We start from the raw sequence: 1796 nt of genomic DNA, 5'->3' as shown, positions 1-1796 counted from the left end.
GGGCCGCGTTTGACTTCGCCTTCAGCCGCCGCGCCTTCCATCACAACGCTGTGTCCGTTTGCCGTTGTACCGACGAAGCACATTCCGTCTATCCATTTTGAGGTAACTTGCATGGTGTCTTTTTTATCCGTAAAAGCATTAATCCGATATTGTAAACAATTTCAAGTGATAAACCTAGTCAGGCCGTCTGAAAAATACAATCAATTACAATCAGTCTGAACGCATTATTCGTCCCGATACGCCCAGTGGTTGACCGGCCCGTGTCCTGCCCCGATGCCCAAAGGATGGGAAATAGCGGCGGCAATATAGTTTTTTGCCGTTTGAACCGCCTCGGGCACGCTAAACCCTTTTGCCAACTCGGCAGTGATGCAGGCAGAAAATGTGCAGCCCGTGCCATGGGTATGCGGCGTTGGGAAACGTTTGCTGTTCAGCTCGATAGTTTCATATGGCGTAAACAGCCAGTCGGTGCAATATTCGCTTTGGCTGTCGGCAAGATGGCCACCCTTAATCACCACATTTTTCACACCCCAATCCTGAAGAATTTTGGCGGCGCGTTCCGCATCTTGGCGGTTTTCAATATTGATACCCGTCAATGCCTGCGCTTCGGGCAGATTGGGGGTCAAGACGTCCGTATGCGGCAGCAGCAGGCGTTTCATGGCTTCGACGGCTGAGTTTTCCAACAATGGCGCACCGCCTTTGGCAATCATGACCGGATCCAACACGCGTTTGCCGAAGTCGCATTCGGCGGTTTGTTCCGCCACGCATTCGATGATTTCCGCCGTACCCAGCATGCCGATTTTATAAGCGCGGATGTGGAAATCCTCCTGAATTGCGGCAATCTGCGCGGCAATCATGTCGGTCGGTATCGGATGCACCGCCGATACGCCCAAGGTATTTTGTGCGGTAACCGCTGTCAGTACGCTGGTACCGAACACGCCGCGCATCTGAAATGTCTTCAAATCCGCCTGTATGCCCGCGCCGCCGCCGGAATCAGAGCCGGCAATCGTCAGCGTTTGAATAAAAAGTTCGTCCATCATATCCTCCTGTTTTTCAGACGGCCTTGTGTTTATCGTTGTTGAAAGCCGTTTTGGTTTTATCCGCAAACAAAGGCATTCGCCGTTTATCTTTCCGAAAGTCTTATTTGTTGTTTTACCCAAAACAAACGTACGTTCTCGGGCGGAATATCTTAACAAACAAAAGGCCATCTGAAAACTATTTTCATTTTCAGACGGCCTGTTCAATTTTAAACCTCTTCAGGCTTAATCTTCGTATGCGTCAATCGGCAAGCAGGAGCAAACCAGATTGCGGTCACCATACACTTCATCTACCCGTTTGACACTCGGCCAGAATTTGTGTTCGCGAACGAACGGCAATGGGAAGACAGCTTCTTCGCGGGAGTATGGATGCGCCCATTCGCCGGTTACATCTGCTGCGGTATGCGGAGCATTCACCAGCGGATTATCCTCTTTCGGCCATTCGCCGCGCTCGACTTTCAGCACTTCCTGTTTGATTTGTTTCAGGGCAGCGATGAAGCGGTCGAGTTCGGCTTTGCTTTCGCTCTCGGTCGGCTCAATCATCAGCGTACCGGCAACAGGGAAGGAAACCGTCGGCGCGTGGAAGCCATAGTCCATCAGGCGTTTGGCGATGTCGGTTTCTGTGATGCCGCTTTCGGCTTTAAGCGGACGCAAATCGACGATACATTCGTGCGCAACGCGGCCGTTTTTGCCTGTATACAGAATCGGATAGTCTTCGCTCAGACGTTTGGCAACGTAGTTGGCGTTGAGCAATGCCCAGCG

Annotated in this window: 1 protein-coding gene and 2 pseudogenes; all 3 read right to left on the bottom strand. The window is 51.6% G+C overall.

The window, feature by feature from the left end; genetic code table 11:
* A pseudogene (locus ACTHS3_RS12255) lies at positions 1–113 on the bottom strand (OsmC family protein); the annotation flags it as partial.
* Between the two features lie 111 nt (positions 114–224).
* Positions 225–1034, bottom strand: coding sequence for a bifunctional hydroxymethylpyrimidine kinase/phosphomethylpyrimidine kinase (gene thiD / locus ACTHS3_RS12250; protein ID WP_070607028.1), 810 nt, complete (start codon positions 1032–1034; stop codon positions 225–227).
* Positions 1035–1259: 225 nt separating this feature from the next.
* A pseudogene (locus ACTHS3_RS12245) lies at positions 1260–1796 on the bottom strand (glycine dehydrogenase (aminomethyl-transferring)); the annotation flags it as partial.

The organism is Neisseria sp. P0009.S007, assembly GCF_051962515.1.
The sequence above is the reverse complement of the archived record's forward strand: the minus strand, read 5'-3'. Positions and strand labels throughout refer to the sequence as shown.

Coding starts and splice junctions, on each gene's coding strand:
- thiD (WP_070607028.1), bottom strand. CDS start 1,034: ATGGACGAACTTTTTATTCAAACGCTGACGATTGCCGGCTCTGATTCC.